Below are 19,785 nucleotides of genomic sequence, written 5' to 3'. Positions count from 1 at the left end.
TCCATCGCATCATGAAGAAGCTGAAGGTCCAAAACCGAACGCAGGTCGCTATCTGTGCCGATCCGATGCTGACAAGAATTGGCACTTAATCGGGCTACGCGCGGGATGACGGGCCCGGAAGATCATTCCAATTAAGGCCAAGTTCGTCGACGATCCGGCGAACCGTCCTTTCATCGAGAGCTTTCTTCGTCCCGATTTCCGGGAGGACAGCTTGTCGATCGCCGAGATGAACCGTCACATAGGCATGGCCATGAGCGCCGATAGAATCTTTGCCCGCCGCAAACCGACATCCGCGCTCAGCCAGCCATTGCCGAAAGGTCTCACTTTCCATGCCGCCGTCTTTCCTGAAAACGAACGCCCAGTATCATATTCTCGATGACGCGAGGCGGGCTTCCCTTGACTCAAATCAACGCGGGATCGGCTTAGAAAATCTAAAGTATATTTGTCCGCTTGAGCGTGGGCATTCCTCCTGACTCGAACGGCCTCTCTAAGCACATTCCTCCCTGCTTAGAGAGGCCGCCCTTTTGTTGGGACCTTAGGGATCCTGAACCCGGCGAGGTTTCGAGAAGCCGTACGCGCGATCGCCGCGCCGTCCGACCCGTGACGCGTTATATCACCCCGCAGCGCGCTCTCCGGCGTAGGACATCTGGCGGTCCTCGATTTCAAATTCGGCGCCAGCGACTGCAAGCGATGGCCGATGAATGGGGTCGGCGCCGATCGTACCGGCGAGCGTCGCCAGATAGTCTGGCGCGCTCACCCGCTCGAGTTCGGCGCGGGCGCGTTCCAACCGATCGGCGATACCGAGCCGGTTAGCCTCGTCCTGGTGACCGGCGCGCGCCAAAAACTCCCTCAGGTTTCTGGTATGGCGCGCCCAAAGCGCGACATCGCGCTGCTGCTTCATCGTCAGGCGCTCGCGATACCAATCGCTCGCGAGCAGCGCCTCGCGGGTGAAAAGCGCCCGGATCTCCGGATCGTTCGCGGTCTTCCCCTCGTAGCTGCCGCGCGCCATGATGTGGAGCAGCGCCTTGAGCGGCGGGCAGGCGTCGTCGATCGTGCCGTCGGTGAAATAGCCTTCGGCGACACGCTGCTGCGCCTCGACGATATTGTTGACGCCGTCGGCGAATACTGCCGGATCCTGAAGTTCTGGCTTGAGGATCTCATCCGTGAAGACGACGGTCGGGTTGTCGAAGACGCGCCCGAAATAAGTGTGCACGAACTTGGCCGTGATGCGATAGCCGAGGCGGCTCGCCAGCACTTGCTTTCCCTCGAAACGATAGTCTGTGAGCTTCTCAAGATGGCCGGCCTCGATCAGCCGCTCCGGGTCGCGCTCGTGCGGAAACAGGCGGCACCAGATTTCCGGGATCAGCAGGCTGATGTCGTGGTCCACACGGAAATGCGGACCGATAAAGCCGGCGGCAGAGCTGAAGCCGCCATAGCCGGTGAGCAGCATCGAGACGAGCGCGTTGTTAAGATCGGCCGTCGTCTGGATGGCGTTGAACGGACCTTTGGTGAGCGCGCCCTCGGACCCCGCACCCGTGGTGCTGGGCGAGGTGCCTGTCACCGAGCACACATAATCCATGAATAGCTCAGGCAATTCCTGGTAATGGATGGGGCCGTAGACGCAAAGCGCGCGAATGCCTTCCTCCGGCCGGTTGTTGCGCCGGCCCGAGAGCACCGCGATCACCGGAAACAGCACCGGTGTATCGAGCGGCAGGCGGCGATAGAGCCGCGCGCCCATGTCCGCGACGTAGCGGTCGCGCGGCCGCGCCAAGTCCGGCCGCAGCTGCAGGTAGCGCGGGTTCTTGGTCGGCTTGCCGCCGATGATCCTCGGCTCGGCCGAGCAAATCGAATAGCCGTCGTCGGTGCGGGCGGCGTTGCGCGCCACATGTTCGCGCATCGGTCGGGTGAAACCGTCTTGCACCGCGACGTCCTCGACGATGCGCTTTGCGTCGGTGCGGGTGAGCGGTTGGAAGTTCGAGCAGAAGAGCCCCGGGTTCGCCATATCTTCCTCGGTCTGCCGGTCGAGGCCGGGATGAACGGCGTCGTCGGGCCGCTGGAAGAGCCTGAATTCGCAGTTCTGCGCCAGTTTGAGGCTCGGATGACCGAGATAATATTCGCGCGGCAGCCCGACGAGGCGCTGCGTCGAGACCACCACCGTGGCGGTGATGTCATCCTCCATCTGGACCTTGTCGGCCGCGACGAAATCTTGCCGCAGCTTATAGGTGCGCCAGGCACCATTCTCTTGACGGCCGATCCGCAGATAATTGGCGACAAGCTTGCGGCCGCCGTACTTCAGTTCATGCCCGGGGGCACCATTGATGATGTCCACGCTGAAGTGCTGGCGCCAATCCTTACCCCATTCGGGGCAATAGAAGCGTTTGATGACGAAGACCAGCGCGCGCACGTGGTTCGGAATGCTCTCGAGCCAGGCGTTGTACTGGGGCGTGAACTCCGTCGGATTCGGCGTGAGAAGCTTGATCACCGAGCCGAGGGAACGCTCGGCCGACAGGATCGGCCGCGATGGACCGCCGCCATTGGCCTCGCGCAGGTCCGGCCGGCGGGCGTCCCGATAGTCGCGGTCGAAGATTTGCTGGACCAGCGCCATGTCCTCTTCGAAGTCGCGCACATGAAACGACCCGGGCAATACGGCGTCCACGAGGCTTTTGCTGATCTCCGACTTGCCGCCGCCCGAGACCGTGCAAGGCTTGTGACAAAACGTGCCTTCGGGCAGCGTGCCGATCAGCCGCCAACTCGGCGCGCCGCCATATTTGGCCATGCGGACCTTGTAACCGCTCGGATGAATGTAGATTCGGCCGGGCAGCAGCTTCAGGTGCTGCGTCTCGCCATGCATCGTCCAGGTAATGTCCTGGCGATGAATATCGATCTCCATATCTTCCGGCATGTAATGGATTTCGGGATAGATCACATCGGTGGCGTAGCCGGACGGATGGCGCTGTGCCCGCTCGCCCAGGAGCGCGAGCACTTCCTTGAGCCGGTGCGGCTCGGGGCTCACCAGCCGCATGAGATCGGGGACGAACCGGTCGCCCAGGCTGAAGGTCGCAAAGGCCAAGGCGCCGCCGGCATGTTCTTCTTCGGCGCCGCCAAACAGGTTGGCGCTGAAGCCGATCTGCGTCTTCACCTCCTTCTTGCAATAGCCGAAATAATTGTCGGCGAGGATCGTGACCATCACGCCGTCCATGTCGCGCGAGGTGATCTTGAATGGCCGACCCTCGTTGTAGATCTCGTTTTCATCGCTCCAGCACATGCCCGCGGCGCGCTGGGCCGCCGTCGCATCGCTCGTGCGGGGAAGGCCAAGATCCTTCTTCTTCAGTCGCGTCAGATGCGGCGCCAGGATCACGCAGCCGCTGTGACCGGTCCATCCGTCGACATCGAGCGCGGCATCGTTGCCGGGAAGATAGGGATCGCCGGCATTGCCGAAGATGCTCTCGACGAAATCGAGGTTCGAGACGAGTCCGCCGGGAACGAAGAAGCGGATCTCGGTGCGCTTTTCGGGCGCGATCTCGGGCACGGCCGGGCAAACGAGCGGCCGCAGCAACAGCGAGACCATGGTCTCGACCGGCTCGGGCCAGTTCGCAGTGAACGGCAGGCGCAGGAGTTCGCGTGGAGGCCGCAGCGCTTCCTCGAGCAGGCGAACATAAGTGGCGAGCGGAACGCGGGTTTTATCTGCGGGGATCGGAAGGCCGCCTTCGGCGACATGAAAGACGCCTTGCGTGGTGCGGCGGTCGCTGACCGGATTGTGCAGCACGCCATTGTCGAGCCGGTAGCTCGACACGAGCTCGTTGTGCCAGGCATCCGCATCGACCGGCAGCGACAATTCGCGTGCGAGGCCATATTGATCCAGAATAAAAGTTTCCGCGGGCAGACGCACCGGCGCGGTCGCCGCAACCTCCGCCAGAAGTTTGTCGATATAACGTTGAATGCGCGCATCGGCGGGGCAAAGATGGTGCGAAAGCAGCCGGGTCTGTTCGCGGTAACGTGCGAAGAGATCACTCGCCAGGTGAAGCAACTCGCCGTCGCCATTATCGTCCGGAATGCGGATGCCCATTGCCGCAAGCTTGAGCAGAATGGATCCTATGGCCGCGGATCGCTCCGGCAAGTAGACCGACCCATCCGCTCTCAGTCCGACCGTGCGTTCCAGCTCCATGCGTCCCTCCACGCCGGCATCATGCGGGAGCTTACGCTTTCCCGAAGCGCCGGCTTGCCGGGGTTTTCTGCGAACCCTCGATTGTCTGAGCTTAGCTTCGATATGAACGCAGAGCCATAGTCTTCTTTAAGGGCGAGGTTGCCGGCGTGCGGGCCTCGTTTGCATGGCGGACTTCGGCGCTCGCCTCGCCTGCGTGCCCCCAGGCGCGCTCAATGCTATGAGATCTCTGACGCAATGGAGGTGAGACGATGTTGCCGGGTGAACGGGGCGGCGCCGGTTTTGGGCGGGAGCGCAGCCGACTTTTCGCCTGCTGCAAATCCAAAGAGCGATCCGGCAGCACGGCAGGATCGACAGGAGCGGCTCATGATCTACGTGATTTTCTTTTGCACATCCCTGATCGGGCATCCGCAGATGAATGCCTGCAATCCGGCAAGCTCGGTCACCTACCCGAAGCTTGAAAGCTGCCAAGCAGACGCTGCGAAGATGCCGATCAAGGCCGATGCGCCGCCACATGCGGCTTATGTCTGTCTGCCGCGGCCTTGATTTTGGGACTGCTTATTCCGCTCAGTCGCGGTTCAGCGTCTTATTGAGATCCGTGTCGGTTCCGGCAAGGCGCTTGTCCTCTTCAGGCAGCACGTCCGCGACGGCATTCAATTTCTTCCAGCCCGGCGCCGGCGCTTCGGCATCTTCAGCGGGAACGAAGCTCGATTCTTCAACCAGCTTCATCTTGTGCACATAGCGCGGGCAATTGGAGAAGACGGATTCGATCGTCACCCGGGTGATGGAGCGCGCGCCGGGATAGTGCGCGAGCAGAGGATCGTTCTCGACGGCAGAGGCGCGACCCAGAATCCGCAACCGCGCTTGGCGCTCAAAATCGATGAACAGAAGGCCGACCTTGCCGGTTTCATGGATATTGCCGAGCGACAAATGCATGCCATTGCCGTCATAATCGGGAAAGGCAATCGTCTTGTCGTCAATAATGCTGACAAAGCCGCGCCGGCCGCCTTTGTAAGAACAGTTTGCCTGACCATACGTGTCGGAGGTCGCCACGAAGACCATGTTCTGGCGGACGATGAAGGCGGCATCGGCGGCGCCGAGCGTGTCGTGAACCAGGATGGCTTCGAGCCGATCCGCAAGCTGGCGCGTGTTGCGCCGCTCTTGTATCTGCCGCTGCCCGTCCGAGAAGAAATCCCGCACCGGCTGATCGACGCCGGCGTCTCGGCATTGCGTCTCGGCGACGCCCTCGAGCTTGGTGATGCAGGAATTCCAACTCACCCGGGTGATCTCGGCCGCTTCGCGATCCTGATGCTTTTCGTGCGTCAGGGTCAGTTCCGTTGAATGTGCATCGAGCGCGCGAAACTCTGCAATCAGTGTCGAGGTATCGCCCTTCAAGGCTGAAACCGGACCGTCATAGGTCCACGACATGGCGATGCGCCGATCGGGCGATAGCTCCAGATAGGTTCCGCTGATCGAATAGGCCCGCCCCTCGACATGCTGGCCTTCGATCCGATAGCGCCCGCCCCGCCGCAGATCGGTCGTGACGCTGGTGACGGCATCGTCGCCCGGAGCCAGCCACTTTGCGATCAGTCGCGGCTCCGTCCAAGCCGCATAAACAGCTTGGATCGGCGCCTGGATTTTCCGCACCATCGCGATCGAGACGTTCTTCATCCAGCGCCGCCTCTTCTGGGATTTTCGAGAATCTGAGTGAGCGCATCAAGGCGCGCGCGCCAGAATTTTTCATAGCCGCCAAGCCACGAATAGGCTTCGTTCAACGCCTCGGCTTTGAGTCGGCAAATATGCGTCCGGCCGCGGATTTCGCGTTCGACGATCCCGGCGCGCTCAAGCAGCTTGACGTGTTTCGAGACAGCCGCCAGCGACATGTCGAACTGCGGCGCAAGCTCGCCGATATTATAGGGCCGGACCGCAAGCAGGCTGACGATCTCGCGCCGTGCCGGGTTGGAGAGGGCCTGAAAAACGTCGTCGAGGCGGTCGCTGCTGTGATATTCAATCATCTGGTTGAATATCCTTGAGCCCGATGCTCTCGTCAACCAGTCCAGAAAAACTGCACCGCCCTAGCTGTGAAGCGGGCATTCGGCGCGCCCCAGCGGGGAGATCATCTTTTAACTGAATTCCGAAAGCAATTTCTAAGCTGGCGAAGGATAGGCTGCGCTTTTCGAATTCATGCGTGAGCGCGGCATGGCGCAGATTTATGGGTTCGTCTCGGACCCGCAGAACTGGCATTTCGGCATTTTGACAGGCCTCGCTTGGCTCCTGGCGAGCGGCGTGGCCATCGGCCTTTTCGCGCGCCTGAAAGCCAAGCTGCAGCAGCAAAAACTTCGGCTCGACACGGCGCTCGAGAACATGTCGCAGGGCCTGTGCATGCACAATGCGGACGGCCGCATCATCATGTTCAACGAGCGCTATTGCAAGATGACCGGCAGGTCGGCCGCGTCGCTCAAGGACCGGCACTTGCTCGATGTGTTCAAGGAGCGAAAAGTTCTGGGCGATTTTGTGGGCGATCCGGAGATTTACTTCGCGGATCTCATCAGCAAAATCCGCGCAGGCAAATCCAATAGTTTCATTTGGCACGGCGCTGCGGACCGGACCTACCACGTCGTCGATGAACCGATGCGTGACGGGGGCTGGGTCTCGACGGTCGAGGATATTTCCGATTGGCGCGAGGCGCAAAAGAAAATCGAGCACATGGCCCGCCACGATTCGCTGACCAATCTGCCGAACCGGCGCCATTTCAGCGAGCAGCTTGAACTCGCGCTTCAGCGTTTGTCGCGCAAGCAGCAGATTGCAGTTCTTTGCATCGATCTCGATCATTTCAAGGACGTCAACGATACGCTGGGCCATCCGGTTGGCGATGAGGTTTTGAAAGAAGTTTCAGACCGCCTGAGCATGTGTGTCCGCAAAAGCGATACCGTCGCACGATTGGGCGGCGACGAATTCGTGATTCTGCTCGCCGGGGAGAACTTGCAGCCGACCGACGTCTCCGCCATGGCGAGCCGCATCGTCGAAATCGTCGGCATGCCCTATGAGATTGACGAGCAAAAGATCATCATCGGCGCCAGCATCGGCATTTCCATGGCGCCTCAGGATGGAAAGGAAGCGGATCAATTGCTTCAGAATGCCGATATGGCGCTCTACCGTGCCAAATCGGATGGTCGCGGCACCTGTCGCTATTTTGAACCGGGCATGGATGCCAGCGCCCAAGCGCGGCGCATCCTGACGCTCGATCTTCGCGCCGCACTGCTGCGCGAGGAGTTCGAGGTTTACTATCAGCCGATCTATGATTTGAAAACGAACAAGATCACCAGCTTCGAAGCGCTGGTGCGGTGGAATCATCCGATCCGCGGGATGATGCCTCCGGCCGCTTTCATACCGTTGGCCGAGGAAACCGGGCTGATCGTTCCGCTCGGCGAATGGGTCTTGCGCAAAGCCTGCCAAGATGCGGCACAATGGTCGGAAGCGGTTGATCTCGCCGTCAATCTGTCGCCGGCGCAATTTAAAAACCGCGATCTCGTGTCATCGATCATTGAGGCCGTCACTACGGCCGCCTTGTCGCCGCGCCGCCTCGAGGTGGAAATCACCGAGTCCGTCCTTATTCAAGATCATGAGGCGGCCCTTTCAGCTTTGCATCAGCTACGGAATTTCGGTGTGCGGATTTCCATGGACGATTTCGGAACCGGCTACTCATCGTTGAGCAACTTACGCAGCTTCCCGTTCGACAAGGTCAAGATCGACCAGTCTTTTGTGCAGGAAATGGAATTGCAGGACGATTCGATGGCCATTGTCCGGGCGATTACCGCGCTCGGCAAAAGCTTGGGGATCACAACCACGGCAGAGGGGGTCGAGACGAGCGAACAGTTGAATCTGCTCCGCTTGGAGGGCTGCGCGCAGGTGCAAGGCTATCTCTTCAGCCGACCGCAGCCCGCCAGCGTGGTGGAAGAATTGCTATTGCACAATCAAGTCTCCGAACAGCGTGAACTGAAAGCGGGTTGAGACGCTGTTCAACGCGCCCGCCGATGGCCGCGAGCCGCCCCGTTTTGTGTCGCGGAGATCATCAGTTCGCCAAGCGCTCGATGACGAGGTCGAGCAAGGCGCGCATGCGCGACAGCCGGCGCAAGTCCCGATGATAGCCGACATAAGTGTTACGCCCGGGCGGCTTTTCCCCCAGATCGACCCGCACAAGGCCCGGGGTCCGATCGCCGATGGGCTGCGGCAGAACCGCTAATCCGATGCCTTGACGACAAAACTCCGCCTGCAGCACGCGGCTATTGCTGCGCATCGCAATCTCGGCTTCGGGGAGGAGCCGCTTTAGCCATAGCGCATCCGGCATTTCCGCGAAGGCCGTGTCCATTGTGATCAGGTGGAGTCCCGCGCCCCCGTCCGCCACGGTGATCGCGCCGTCAGATCGCGAATAGACCGCGTAGGAAACATGCAGCAGCCGGCGTGAGATCACCTCGGGCTCGTCGAATGCTTTAATCCGAAACGCAATGTCGGCCTCGCGTCGCGGCAGGCTGTAGAGGCGGGCATCGCTCAGCAGCTCAACGCAGACTTTCGGATGACGCGCACTGAACTCTGCCAGAACCGGCGCCAGCATATAGGTCCCGAACCAGTCGGAGCAGGAGAGCCGCAGCATGCCCTTGAGCTGTGCGTCTGCGCCGGCGAGGCGACGCTCGAAGGCGAGCGCTTCTTCTTCCATCCGCTCTGCATGTTCGAGGACGACGCTTCCCTCATCGGTCAGGATAAAGCCGTCGGCGGTGCGCTGGAACAACGCATGACCGACTGCAGCCTCAAGTGCCCGCAGACGGCGTCCCATGGTCGGCTGGCTCAGACCAAGGCGCCGCGCAGCGGCCCCGAGCGTCCCCACCCGAGCGATGGCGAGAAAGATTCTGAGATCGCTCCATTCCATTCGCCATCCAAACGAAACTGCATGGACTTCGTTCGATATCATTCATGTCCATGCAAAGCCGAAAAGGCAATAGTCCGGGAAATGGCCTTCCTGGAGACAGCACAATGACGAAGATGATGAAAGCCGCGATCCTCGAGACCTACGGGGCACCGTTTCGGATTTCAGCTATTCCGGTGCCGGTGCCGGGACCCGGCGAGGTGCTGGTGCGCATTGCCGCGAGCAGCGTCAATCCGCTCGATACGAAGATCCATGCCGGCGCGGCGGAGCATGCCCGCCATCCCTTGCCGGCGATCCTCGGGATTGACCTTGCCGGCACGGTGGAAGCTGTGGGTCCGGCTGTCACCGGCTTCCGGCGCGGTGATGAAGTCTATGGCATGGCCGGCGGCGTCGGCGGCTTGCAGGGAACGCTTGCCGAATATGCCGCGGTCGATGCGGATCTTTTGGCGCCCAAGCCGGCAAATCTTATGATGGAGAACGCGGCGGCGCTGCCTTCAGTGGTCATCACGGCCTGGGAGGGGCTGGTCGACCGCATGGCGATTGGCGCGGGCGAAACCGTCCTTGTTCAGGGCGGTGCCGGCGGCGTCGGCCACGTCGCGGTCCAGCTCGTGCGCGCCTTCGGGGCGGAGGCCTTCGCGACGGGATCGGCGCATAGCCGCGCCGTTATCGAGCGCCTCGGCGCGACCTTTATCGACCGGACCGAGCCTGTCTCAGACTATGTGCTGCGCCTAACGGGCGGGCGTGGCTTTGATCGCGTTTATGACACCGTTGGCGGCCCCGCGCTCGATGCGTCATTCCAGGCCGTGCGCCGGTTTGGGCACGTTGCGAGCTGCCTCGGCTGGGGGAGCCATGTGCTCGCACCGCTTTCCTTCAAGGAAGCGACCTATTCCGGTGTGTTCATCCTGCCGCCGCTGCTCTCCGGCGAGGGACGCCGTCATCATCGCGAGATCCTCGACACCGCCCGACGCTTGACCGAAGCCGGACGGCTGGTCCCCATCCTCGACGACCGGCGATTCACGTTGAACACGGTGTGTGACGCCTATCGCGCGATCAAGACAGGCGCGGCCCGTGGCAAGCTGGTGGTCGATATTGCGGCGTCAGCCCGCGAGCTGGTTGCATAGCCGCCGGTGGCGCCTTTTCGAAAATCGCACGATTTATCCGAAATGCTTCGCGGTGGTTATCTGAGCGAAGGGTTGCGAGCAGAAACGGACGAACCCTGTCAAAACTGCAGGGAGACAAAGACCATGTCAGCGCGCCCGTCCGCCATTTCCGCTGCGGTGAGAACCCCAGGCAAATCTTCGCCGACCTAATCGCCAATGAACGCCAGAAGGTCGGCCTTGAGTTCGTCTTGATGGGTGATCGGCAAACCATGCGGGGCGCCCGCGCAACAGGGCAGGTTCGAAAACTCGGCACAAGCGAAAGAAATTCCGTCAGCGACATCTTCACTGGAATATCGTACTCTGCTTTCGTCTTTGCGGTTGGCCTCGACAAGGAGCACACGCATGGAAGTCTCCGATACGCTTCGCTATAGGAGGATTGCACTCGCTCATGGATCCGGCGCGATTCCAGCCGTCGGGTTCGGTACTCTGATCCCGGATTCTGTCGCGACCAAGGAAGCGACGAAGACCGCGCTCGAAGTCGGATTTCGACATTTCGATTGCGCGGAACGATACGGCAATGAAGCGGCAGTCGGCGATGCGATGCATGACGTATTCAAGACGGGCGCGGTTCGGCGCGAGGATGTCTTTGTCACCACCAAGCTGTGGAATAGCAATCATCGTCCGGAACGGGTCAAGCCCGCCTTTGAGGCCAGCTGCCAGCGCCTACAAATCGACTATGTCGATTGCTATCTGATTCACACGCCTTTTGCCTTTCAGCCCGGCGACGAGCAGGACCCGAGGGATAAGTATGGCGAGGTCATCTATGATCGCGGCGTGACGTTGATCGAGACGTGGCAGGCGCTCGAACGCCTGGTTGATGAAGGTCGCTGCAAGGCGATCGGCTTGTCAGATGTGAGCTTGGAGAAGCTGCGCGAGGTCGTCGCGGTCGCCCGGATCAAGCCCGGCGTGGTGCAAGTCGAATCCCATCCCTATCTCCCCGAATGGGATCTGCTCGAATTTTGTCGCGAGCAGGGGATTGTGCTGCTGGCATTTGCCGCGTTGGGACACGGCATGAGCCCGCGGATGCTGGATGATCCTGTCATCACGAACATCGCCCGGCGCGTTCACAAGACACCGGCGCAAGTTGCGCTGGCCTGGGCCGTGCAACGTGGCACCGCCTTCCTGACGACCTCGACAAAACGCCACTACATCGAAGAGAATTTTGAGATATCGGCTCTGCCTGAAGACGCCATGCGGGAAATTCATGAGGGCATCACAACGAACGTCCGCTTCAACACTGTGGTCCATACCGGCGTGCCCGGATTTATTCCGCGGGCGAGTTGAACGGATCTCAATAGCTCGCGGCGCCTGGTGGGAAGGCGGGGAGGGTGATGCTAGAGATTTTAGAACTAGAAAACGCAGACGAAACGGATATGGATCGCGTGCCCGAGCAGGCCGTGCGCAACATCGGGTGTTTGTGACTGACGACCTAAACGGCCTTGAATCGTAGAAGCCGGCCGGTCATCCGTGTCCTGGATTGTGCGTTCCGAGCACGGTTTGGCGACAGCCCAATAGAACCTGATGAAGTTCCTCGAAGTTTGCCAGTGCCTGTTTCGCGAGAGCGACATCGGCGCCAACGCGTTGCAGCTTTTCCACGCAACGCTTCTGCTCGATTATGCGCGTCCCGGCGCGGCGTATGTATTGATCCATGACCTCGACGCGCTCCGACAGTCGCCCAAAACGGTTTGCCTCGTCGACTAAGCGCCGCTGCAAGGACGATCGCAGTCTCGCATCGCTCTCCAATTCAAGTTGCGACACGAACAGGTCGATATTTTGCCTGCCGATAAACTCCAGCGACAGATGATCCATATTTCCCCCACCGGCACCTGCGATAAGTCTTGACTAAAGGCTAAACATTAAACTGCGGAGCTTCGATTGATTTTTGTCAATAGGGGCAACTTTTCGCATTGCGAAATGCTTGCGCGTGCAGACGCTTCTTTAATTTGCATCAGCTCAGCCCAGCGCACCGAACGGTCCCCTCTTCCTGCGAGAAGTAGAGATTTCATTGGCCTTCTGCACTACGTAAGCCGTTGATCGATTTGGCTCTTAGCTTTGTCAGAAATCTCGAAATTTGCACGGCTATCGCGGCTCGAAAAGAACGATCAGCGCCACAATGAAAAAAATCGCCGTTTCGAAATTCTTCATTTGTGCACCCACGACGACCGCTTTTGAGCGTAGTTGCGATGACCTGCAATGAGCAACATGGGCGCTGGGTCGCCGATATGTCGAATGATGTCGTCTGTCGCGAGACGATCTTTTCGAGACGCCGAGAGCACCTTGCTTTTTGGTGGGCGCTGCCGGATGCTACGTCTTTGGCGGCGGAACAGTCATGACCGAACATGAAACACGCGCGCGCAATATTCTTTTCCATCGTCGCTGCTTCGGTCTCTCCCCCTCTAACCGGGCGAGCGGAGCCAGCGTGGTGCGGGAAAGCCTGGGCCTGCGACACAGTCGGCCAGACGGGCCAGGAGGCGTCGGGTAAGTTCGCGGGTTTCGCTCTTGGCTTCGATAAAGGCGCATACGGCGCCGTGACGAGCCAGGCGACCTCGGAAGATGCCCAAAATCGCGCCGGCTCGAAGTGCGCAGCGAACAACCGGAACCGGCAGTGCGATTTTCTGGCCGCCACCGCGACATGCTTCGGTATCGCGCAATTGTCCACTGGCTATTTGACCGCGCAAAAGGATGAGCCGACGCGCGTCGCAGCGTGGACTCAAACGCTGGGCGGATGTAACGGCGATAACTGCCGACTTCTTATGACGGCTTGCTCCGGCGACGATTCGCGGACATCCCCGCCTTTTCCCCTGCCCCCTAACGTCACCGGCGGGAAAATCGATCCGGCGATGGTCGGCACCTGGGAAGTGCCGATAAATCCAGGCCGATGGGTCTGGGAAATCGCGCCCAATGGCACATACGAGTTTCACACGGAAGCTCCGGACGGCGCTCAGTCGCATGCGGGCATGATTGTCTCCGACGACGGAGTATGGACGCTGAATTCCATCGCCGGTTACTCGGATCAAGACGGCGGCACGTATTTGATGCAGGGGCCGGATACTATGGCGATGACCGGGAAGTTCGGGTTCGGCATCTGGCGAAGGGTAAAGCGCGCCACCGCGTCGAGCCAATAAAACTTGGACGAACTCGGATAAACTGCGCCGGACGAGGACGCCTACATCCGCCAGTGGCCTGTCGCGGCGAAATGTCTGCTTTTGGCAAATCGAAGGCGGCATTCGAAATGGTGCTTATGAGCGCAAAGCTGCCGTCGCGAACGGGGCGAACCCGAAATCCAAACTTAGACACACGCTGAACAATCGTGCAGCGGACGCGCTCACCGCCTTGCTCGCACCAGGCTTTTCAGGTCCGATTCCGGATCGGCGATGAATTCCGGCGTCACCGGAAGATGTTCGCCGAGCAGCCGGCGCGCCAGCATGTGATCGCCCGACTTGTTGATGGATTCGACGCCGGTCAACGCCCCGTTCTTGAAGCCGAAAAGCGAATAGGCGCGCTGTTCGTAGGAGCCGCGCAGGATGATCTGGTCGCTTTCGTCGAGGAAGCCGGCAATCTGCAATTTGAGATCGCCCTGGTCGCTCCAGAACCATGGCACATGATCGTAATTCGCCGGCTTGCCGACGAGAAGCTTGGCGAGCGTACGCGCCTGGTCGGTTGCGTTTTGCACCGATTCAAGCCGCATCTCCGCGCCCCGATGCGTATTGTAGTGATAGACCGTGTCGCCGATCGCAAAGATGTTTTCGTCCGAGGTCATCAGTCTTTCGTCGACCTTGATGCCGTTTGGCGCGTCGAGGCCCGCGGCGCGGGCGAGCTCGTCGCTCGGCACGAGGCCGATGCCGATCAGCACCATGTCGGCGGCCATGGCGGTGCCGTCGTTGAGGACGACCGACGTCACCTTGCCGCCGTCGCCTTTGATGGCATTGATGCTCTGGCGGAAATGCAGGTTCACGCCAAAGGCCTTGTGCGCTTCGGCGAAAAAGGCGGAGGTCTGCGGCGTCACCGCGCGCGCCATCGGCCGGTCGGCCAATTCGAAGAGATCGACCGTGCGGCCTTGCGAGGCCGCGGTCGCGGCGAATTCGAGACCGATAAAGCCGGCGCCGATGACGATGATGTTCTGCGAGGTCTCGAGCTTATCGCGCAGCGCGCGCGCTTCTTCCATCGTGCGCAGCGAGAAGACGCCATCGATATGCGCGCCTTCGATCGGCAGGCGCCGCTGCACGCCGCCCGTCGCCAGGATGAGCTTCGAATAGTCGAGTACCTGGCCCGACTTGAGATGCAGCCGCCGCGCGGCGCGATCGATCTCGGTGGCGCGCTCGCCGAGCAGAAGATCGATCTTGTTCTGCGGATAGAAATCTGGCCCGCGCAGCAGCACCCCGTCTTCGGGCGTGGCGCGTTTCAGATAGGCCTTGGAGAGCGGCGGGCGCTGATAGGGCAGGTCCTTTTCATCACCGAGAAGCACGAGCTTTTCCCCGTAGCCTTCCTCGCGCAGCGAGGCTGCAAGCTGCACGCCGCCGTGACCGGCGCCGACGATGACAATCGCATCCGAACCCATTTTTATTGTCCTGTTAGCGGCGCATCAAAAGCGTCGCCCAGCCGTCGATGTCAAGCCGCGCGACGAGCCGCAGATGTTGTGTGCCATAGGCGCTCAAGATGCCGGGCACGTCATGGCCGAGAAGGCCGGAGAGAACCAGGTCGCCGCCGGGCCGCAGTGCCTTGGCCAGGGGCGGCGCAAGCCTGCGCAAAGGCGCCGCCAGGATGTTGGCGGTGATGAGATCGTAGCGGCCGCGCAGCGCCGGATGATCGAGGCCGCGGGCCTGCACGACATGGACGAAATTGCCGACCCCGTTGTGCTTGGCGTTCGCCTTGGCGGTTTCGACTGCCACCGCATCGATGTCGCCGGCGGCAATGCGGCGATGAAAGGCTTTGGCCGCGGCGATCGCGAGCACGCCGGTACCGGTGCCGACGTCGAGGATTTTTTCCGGGCGCCGCCGCTTGGCAATGGCATCGATGAAGGTGAGACAGCCGCGCGTCGTGCCGTGGTGCCCGGTGCCGAAGGCGAGCGCCGCCTCGATTTCGATCGCGCGGTCGCTGGCGCCGACCGCGGCGCGGTCGTGCTCGCCATGGACGAGAAAGCGCCCTGCCCGCACCGGCACGAGGCCGGCCAACGAAGCCGCCACCCAATCCACCTTTTCGACGCGGCCGAAATGCGCCTGCGCGGCGAGGTCGGCTCCGGCAGCAAGCGCGACGAGCTCGCGGATCTGCGCCTCGTCCGGCGCGCTGCCGAAATAGACTTCGACCATCCACGGCCGCTCGCTCTCCGGCCGCTCGCTCGCCTCCTCGAAGGCGCTCGCCGCCGTCTCGGCCGGGTCGAAGGTCTCGACGATGATGTCGGCGACGCGCTGCGCCGCCTGGGCGTCGGGGCAGGCGAGCCGCATCAGAAATGCGGCATTATTCGGCGGCAGGCCTTCGAGCATGGCGGCGGGTAGCACGCGTGCGTGCGCGGGGCAACGTTCAGCGCAATATTCAGCGCGACATTCAACTCTTGGGCTCTTGGCCCGCAGCGGCCGCCTGTTCGGCGCCGATGAGGGCGAGGGCGTCGGCCGAATCCCATTTCGCCGGGCCGGCCATGGTGGCGATGTCGCAGCCGTCCTTGGCGACGAGGATCGTCGTCGGCAGGCCGAGCACTTTGCCATCCTGCTTCAAAGTCTCGAAAATATTGGCGGTATTGTCGGCATAGAAGCTCAAGTTCTTGACGCCGATCTCCTTGAGGAAGGCTTTGGGCCGGTCGAGCCGGGCGGTGTCGATATTCACCGCAACGACGGAGAAATCATCGCCGCCGCGGGCGCCTTGCAGCCGGTCGAGCGATGGCATTTCCATGCGGCAAGGCACGCACCAGGTCGCCCAGAGGTTCAAGAGAACGTTGCGGCCGCGAAAGCTCGCCAGAGTGACGGGCTTGCCGTCCTTGTCGGTGAAGGTCAGCGGCGGCATGGGCTGCGGATGATTGGCGATCGCCAGCGCGGCCACCTCGCCGCGGGCGAGCGGCGCAAGCTTTAGGGCCAGCGCCCGGGCGGCCGGGCAGGAATCGGCGGTTGCCGCTTCGTTGTGGTGCCATCCTTTCATCACGTATATGAAGGCCAGCACGAGGCCGAGGACGATGATCGATATGGCGGGGGACGGCAAGCCGCGCTTCGGTGAATCTTGATCTGACATGCCTGATCTTTGAAAGCGGAACCAATGAGCAACAAGATGTGGGGCGGCCGATTTGCCGACAGCCCCGACGCGATCATGGAGGAAATCAATGCTTCGATTGATTTCGACCAGAAGCTCGCGGCACAGGACATAGCAGGTTCACTCGCCCATGTCGCAATGCTGGGCGAAACCGGCATCCTTTCGAAGGCCGATGCCGCCGCCATCGCCGAGGCTTTAGGGCGCATCCGTGGCGAAATCGAGAAGGGCGAATTCGCCTATTCCCGCAAGCTCGAAGACATCCATATGAATATCGAGTCGCGGCTGGCCGAGCTGATCGGCGCCGCGGCCGGGCGGCTGCATACGGCGCGCTCGCGCAACGATCAGGTTGCGGTCGATTTCCGCCTCTATGTCCGGGCAACGATCGACACGCTCGACGGCCAGATTACCGCCTTGCAGCTTGCGCTCGCCGAGAAGGCGCTGACTTACGCCGGGGCCGTGATGCCGGGCTTCACGCATTTGCAATCGGCGCAGCCGGTGACCTTCGGTCATCATCTGCTCGCTTATGTCGAAATGCTGTCGCGCGACCGGGGCCGGTTCCGCGATGCGCGCGCGAGGCTCAACGAAAGCCCGCTCGGCGCCGCGGCGCTGGCCGGCACGTCCTTCCCGATCGATCGCTTCGCGACGGCCAAGGCGCTCGGCTTCGACCGGCCGACGGCCAATTCGCTCGACAGCGTGTCGGATCGCGATTTCGTGATCGAGACGCTGTCGGCGGCGGCGCTCTGCGCCGTGCATCTGTCGCGTTTCGCCGAGGAGATCGTCCTCTGGACGACGCCGCAATTCGGCTTCCTGCGCCTCTCCGACAAATTCTCGACCGGCTCCTCGATCATGCCGCAGAAACGCAATCCCGATGCGGCCGAACTCGTCCGCGGCAAGTCGGGCCGCGTCATCGGCGCGCTCAGCGGCCTGCTCGTCGTGCTCAAGGGGCTGCCGCTCGCCTATTCCAAGGACATGCAGGAGGACAAGGAGGGCACGTTCGACGCGCTGCAGACCTTGTCGCTGTGCCTTGCCGCGATGACAGGCATGGTCGGCGATTTCGTGCCGGATCTCGCGCGGATGAAGGCGGCGGCGGGCGCCGGCTATGCGACGGCGACCGACCTCGCCGATTATCTGGTGCGCCAACTCGGACTGCCGTTCCGCGAGGCGCACCACGTCACCGGGCGGCTGGTGGCCTTGGCGGCCGAGCGCGGCATCGGCCTTGAGGCCTTGAGCCTCGCTGATCTGCAATCGATCGAGCCCCGGCTCGGCGAGACGGTTTTCGCTGTGCTCGGCGTCGAAAATTCCGTCGCGAGCCGCACGAGCTTTGGCGGCACGGCGCCGGCCAATGTGACCGCGCAGGCACAAGCCTGGCTCGAACGGCTGAAAACCATGAAGGATTAAGCAATGCGCCCGTGCGTGGCTTCGTTTTGCCAAAGCCTTCGTCTATAAGGCCTAGGCCTATCGGAGCTTTGGCGTGAATCGATCTTTCTGCGGCAGATGCGGCCTTTTGGGCCTCGCCTTTTTTGCCTTGGCCCTCAGCGGTTGCGGCCGGCGCGGCGATCCCGAACCGCCGCCCGACGTTCCCGTCGGCCAGACCGTGCCGATGCAGGTCCAGACCATCAATCCGATGGCCGGTGATCCCGCCCAGCCGGGCCATGTGCCCGTCAAGCCGGCCGGCACCTCCGCCGCCGTGACCGACAAGAGCTTTCTCCTCGACCCATTGGTGAAATGATCGGCGCATGCATCATTTCGCGCTGAAGGGCGGCGTCCTGCACGCCGAGGGAGTTGCAATCGATCGTCTGGCGGCAGAGGTCGGAACGCCGTTTTATTGCTATTCGACCGCGACGCTCAGCCGCCATTATGATGTCTTCAAGCGCTCGTTCGGCGATCTGCCGGTCGCCGTCTGCTATGCGGTGAAGGCCAATTCGAACCAGGCGGTGCTGACGACGCTGGGCCGGCTCGGCGCCGGCATGGACGTCGTCTCGGAAGGCGAATTGCGCCGCGCCCGCGCCGCCGGCGTCGAAGCCGCTAAGATCACTTTCTCCGGCGTCGGCAAGACGGTGGCCGAGATCGGCTATGCGCTCGACGAAGATATTTTCTGCTTCAACGTCGAATCCGAACCGGAACTTGCGGCGATTTCCGCCATCGCCGCGGCGCGCGGCCGCATGGCGCGGATCGCGCTGCGCGTCAATCCGGATGTCGATGCCCGCACCCATGCGAAGATTTCGACCGGCAAGGCGGAGAACAAGTTCGGCATTCCGCTGAACCGTGCCCGCGATGTCTACCGGCGTGCCGCGGCGCTGCCCGGGATCAAGGTCACCGGGATCGACATTCACATCGGCTCGCAGATCACCGACCTCGAGCCGTTCGACAATGCCTTCGCGCTGATCGCGGAATTTTTGCGCGTGCTCGAAGAAGACGGTCACGCGATCGACCATATCGACCTCGGCGGCGGCCTCGGCATTCCTTACCGGCCGACGGACACGGGCGATGCCTTCCATCCCGATCTCTATGCCAAGATCGTGCGCCGCCATTTCGGCAGCTTCGGCCGGCCATTGATCTTCGAACCGGGGCGGCTCATCGCCGGCAATGCCGGCATTCTCGTCACCCGCGTGCTCTATGTGAAAAAGGCCGAGGCGAAAACCTTCGTCATTGTCGATGCCGGCATGAACGATCTGATCCGGCCGACGCTTTACGACGCGCATCACGAGATCATCCCGGTGCAGCCGGTGGCCGGCGCGCCGCAGATCATCGCCGATGTCGTCGGGCCGGTCTGCGAGACCGGCGATTTCCTGGCCCTCGATCGGGCGATGCCGGAGCCGCGCGCCGGCGACCTGCTCGCGGTGCTCTCGGCCGGGGCCTATGGCGCGGTCCAGGCCGGAACCTATAATTCGCGGCTGCTGGTGCCCGAGATTCTGGTCAACGGCGCCAATTATGCCGTGGTGCGCCCGCGCGAGACCTATGAGCAATTGATCGGGCTCGACAAATTGCCGCCCTGGCTCCGATAATCGCCCTTCCGCGGACCCAATTGCGGCCTATCTGTGCGAGACGGGGCCAATCCGGAGCCTTCATTGGCCGAACAGAAGAACGATAAATCGACCGAGACGCCGATGCGCCAGCTTGACCGGCTGGTCCTGCGTGCCCGCGCGGTCCTTTTCTGGGAGGCCTTGTGGCGCGCTCTGGTGCCGCCGCTCATTGTCGTCGGTCTTTTCGTTGCGCTGGCTTTTGCCGGCCTCTGGCTCGAACTGGGCCCCCTGTGGCGCGAGATCGGCGTCGGGCTCTTCGCCATTGCTTTTGTTGCCTCGCTCGTC

At 61.8% G+C, this 19,785-nt stretch carries 18 protein-coding genes; 9 read left to right on the top strand and 9 right to left on the bottom strand.

What is annotated here, in order from left to right:
- Window positions 1-613: 613 nt before the first annotated feature.
- The gene (locus tag Q0025_RS13125) at window positions 614-4,165 is read right to left on the bottom strand and encodes a hypothetical protein (RefSeq protein ID WP_297299855.1); all 3,552 of its coding nucleotides are present in this window, start codon (window positions 4,163-4,165) and stop codon (window positions 614-616) included.
- A 363-nt stretch (window positions 4,166-4,528) separates the two neighbouring features.
- On the opposite strand from Q0025_RS13125, the gene Q0025_RS13120 reads away from it, so the two are divergent.
- Window positions 4,529-4,708 (top strand): hypothetical protein, encoded by a 180-nt coding sequence (locus Q0025_RS13120; RefSeq protein ID WP_297299853.1) that lies wholly within the window; start codon window positions 4,529-4,531, stop codon window positions 4,706-4,708.
- A gap of 21 nt (window positions 4,709-4,729) precedes the next feature.
- Here Q0025_RS13120 and Q0025_RS13115 read toward each other — a convergent pair whose 3' ends face one another.
- Together Q0025_RS13115 and Q0025_RS13110 are read right to left on the bottom strand one after the other, a co-directional pair.
- Entirely contained in the window at window positions 4,730-5,833 is a 1,104-nt protein-coding gene (locus Q0025_RS13115) for an SRPBCC domain-containing protein (RefSeq protein ID WP_297299851.1), read from the bottom strand.
- Window positions 5,830-6,177 carry a metalloregulator ArsR/SmtB family transcription factor gene (locus Q0025_RS13110; protein WP_297299849.1) on the bottom strand — a complete coding sequence of 116 codons (348 nt, stop codon included), beginning with the start codon at window positions 6,175-6,177 and terminating at the stop codon, window positions 5,830-5,832. The genes Q0025_RS13115 and Q0025_RS13110 overlap by 4 nt, the downstream gene beginning before the upstream one ends.
- Window positions 6,178-6,346: 169 nt before the next feature.
- On the opposite strand from Q0025_RS13110, the gene Q0025_RS13105 reads away from it, so the two are divergent.
- Window positions 6,347-8,173 carry an EAL domain-containing protein gene (locus Q0025_RS13105; protein WP_366939464.1) on the top strand — a complete coding sequence of 609 codons (1,827 nt, stop codon included), beginning with the start codon at window positions 6,347-6,349 and terminating at the stop codon, window positions 8,171-8,173.
- Window positions 8,174-8,234: 61 nt separating this feature from the next.
- Here the strand turns inward: Q0025_RS13105 and Q0025_RS13100 are convergent, their stop codons facing one another.
- The gene (locus Q0025_RS13100; RefSeq protein WP_297299847.1) at window positions 8,235-9,086 is read right to left on the bottom strand and encodes a LysR family transcriptional regulator; all 852 of its coding nucleotides are present in this window, start codon (window positions 9,084-9,086) and stop codon (window positions 8,235-8,237) included.
- Between the two features lie 116 nt (window positions 9,087-9,202).
- Here Q0025_RS13100 and Q0025_RS13095 point away from each other — a divergent pair, with 116 nt between their 5' ends.
- Window positions 9,203-10,204 (top strand): zinc-dependent alcohol dehydrogenase family protein, encoded by a 1,002-nt coding sequence (locus Q0025_RS13095; RefSeq protein WP_297299859.1) that lies wholly within the window; start codon window positions 9,203-9,205, stop codon window positions 10,202-10,204.
- A gap of 185 nt (window positions 10,205-10,389) precedes the next feature.
- Here Q0025_RS13095 and Q0025_RS13090 read toward each other — a convergent pair whose 3' ends face one another.
- Window positions 10,390-10,587 carry a hypothetical protein gene (locus Q0025_RS13090; RefSeq protein WP_297299845.1) on the bottom strand — a complete coding sequence of 66 codons (198 nt, stop codon included), beginning with the start codon at window positions 10,585-10,587 and terminating at the stop codon, window positions 10,390-10,392.
- Here Q0025_RS13090 and Q0025_RS13085 point away from each other — a divergent pair.
- Complete coding sequence (locus tag Q0025_RS13085; RefSeq protein WP_297299843.1) at window positions 10,586-11,527, top strand: aldo/keto reductase; 942 nt, start codon at window positions 10,586-10,588, stop codon at window positions 11,525-11,527. The two genes, Q0025_RS13090 and Q0025_RS13085, sit on opposite strands and share 2 nt — an antisense overlap.
- 177 nt (window positions 11,528-11,704) lie before the next feature.
- On the opposite strand, the gene Q0025_RS13080 is transcribed toward Q0025_RS13085, so the two are convergent.
- A complete protein-coding gene (locus Q0025_RS13080; protein WP_297299841.1) occupies window positions 11,705-12,052 on the bottom strand; it encodes a hypothetical protein in 348 nt (115 codons plus the stop codon).
- A gap of 530 nt (window positions 12,053-12,582) precedes the next feature.
- Between Q0025_RS13080 and Q0025_RS13075 the strand changes: the two genes are divergently transcribed.
- Window positions 12,583-13,368, top strand: a complete 786-nt coding sequence (locus tag Q0025_RS13075) for a DUF4189 domain-containing protein (RefSeq protein WP_297299840.1) — start codon at window positions 12,583-12,585, stop codon at window positions 13,366-13,368.
- 200 nt (window positions 13,369-13,568) lie between these two features.
- Here the strand turns inward: Q0025_RS13075 and Q0025_RS13070 are convergent, their stop codons facing one another.
- Genes Q0025_RS13070 through Q0025_RS13060 form a run of 3 tightly spaced genes read right to left on the bottom strand, consistent with a single transcriptional unit; the run spans window position 13,569 to window position 16,459 of the window.
- Complete coding sequence (locus tag Q0025_RS13070; protein ID WP_297299838.1) at window positions 13,569-14,801, bottom strand: FAD-dependent oxidoreductase; 1,233 nt, start codon at window positions 14,799-14,801, stop codon at window positions 13,569-13,571.
- A gap of 13 nt (window positions 14,802-14,814) precedes the next feature.
- A complete protein-coding gene (locus tag Q0025_RS13065) occupies window positions 14,815-15,738 on the bottom strand; it encodes a 50S ribosomal protein L11 methyltransferase (RefSeq protein WP_366939462.1) in 924 nt (307 codons plus the stop codon).
- A gap of 46 nt (window positions 15,739-15,784) precedes the next feature.
- The gene (locus Q0025_RS13060) at window positions 15,785-16,459 is read right to left on the bottom strand and encodes a TlpA disulfide reductase family protein (RefSeq protein ID WP_297299835.1); all 675 of its coding nucleotides are present in this window, start codon (window positions 16,457-16,459) and stop codon (window positions 15,785-15,787) included.
- Between the two features lie 24 nt (window positions 16,460-16,483).
- Here Q0025_RS13060 and argH point away from each other — a divergent pair, with 24 nt between their 5' ends.
- The 4 genes from argH to Q0025_RS13040 form a co-directional block, all read left to right on the top strand.
- The gene (gene argH / locus Q0025_RS13055; protein ID WP_297299833.1) at window positions 16,484-17,875 is read left to right on the top strand and encodes an argininosuccinate lyase; all 1,392 of its coding nucleotides are present in this window, start codon (window positions 16,484-16,486) and stop codon (window positions 17,873-17,875) included.
- A gap of 73 nt (window positions 17,876-17,948) precedes the next feature.
- Window positions 17,949-18,206, top strand: a complete 258-nt coding sequence (locus Q0025_RS13050) for a lipoprotein (RefSeq protein WP_297299831.1) — start codon at window positions 17,949-17,951, stop codon at window positions 18,204-18,206.
- Between the two features lie 7 nt (window positions 18,207-18,213).
- Entirely contained in the window at window positions 18,214-19,482 is a 1,269-nt protein-coding gene (gene lysA, locus Q0025_RS13045; RefSeq protein WP_297299829.1) for a diaminopimelate decarboxylase, read from the top strand.
- A gap of 63 nt (window positions 19,483-19,545) precedes the next feature.
- Window positions 19,546-19,785 (top strand): DUF4175 family protein (locus Q0025_RS13040; protein WP_297299827.1); only part of this gene is annotated, 240 nt, incomplete at its 3' end.

Source organism: uncultured Methylovirgula sp. (assembly GCF_947646745.1).
Lineage (GTDB): Bacteria > Pseudomonadota > Alphaproteobacteria > Rhizobiales > Beijerinckiaceae > Methylovirgula.
This window is presented reverse-complemented; position numbering and strand designations above follow the sequence as displayed.